This is a genomic window from Streptomyces sp. SID11385, assembly GCF_010548245.1.
Lineage (GTDB): Bacteria > Actinomycetota > Actinomycetes > Streptomycetales > Streptomycetaceae > Streptomyces.
Window position 1 is genome coordinate 1 of record NZ_JAAGLR010000033.1, and the last position, 208, is coordinate 208.

At 77.9% G+C, this 208-nt stretch carries 1 pseudogene; it reads right to left on the reverse strand.

What is annotated here, in order from left to right:
* Nucleotides 1-208, reverse strand: a pseudogene (locus G3I42_RS00955) (futalosine hydrolase); the annotation flags it as partial.

A 208-nucleotide genomic window follows, 5' to 3' on the forward strand; every position in this document is an offset into this window, starting at 1 on the left:
CCGCCGCGTCGTCTGGGGTCAGCGCGCGCGTCACGTCGCGGAGCAGCGCCGCGGGCGGTACGTGCACGGCGCGCCCGAAACCGAGGTCCGTGACGGGGACGAAGCCCTCCGCCGTCTGCGCGCCGAGGTCGGCGGCGACCATCGCCTCGGCCACCACGAGCGTCCCGAGCGGTGCCGACGGCGCGAAACCGCCGCCGATGCCCGCCGA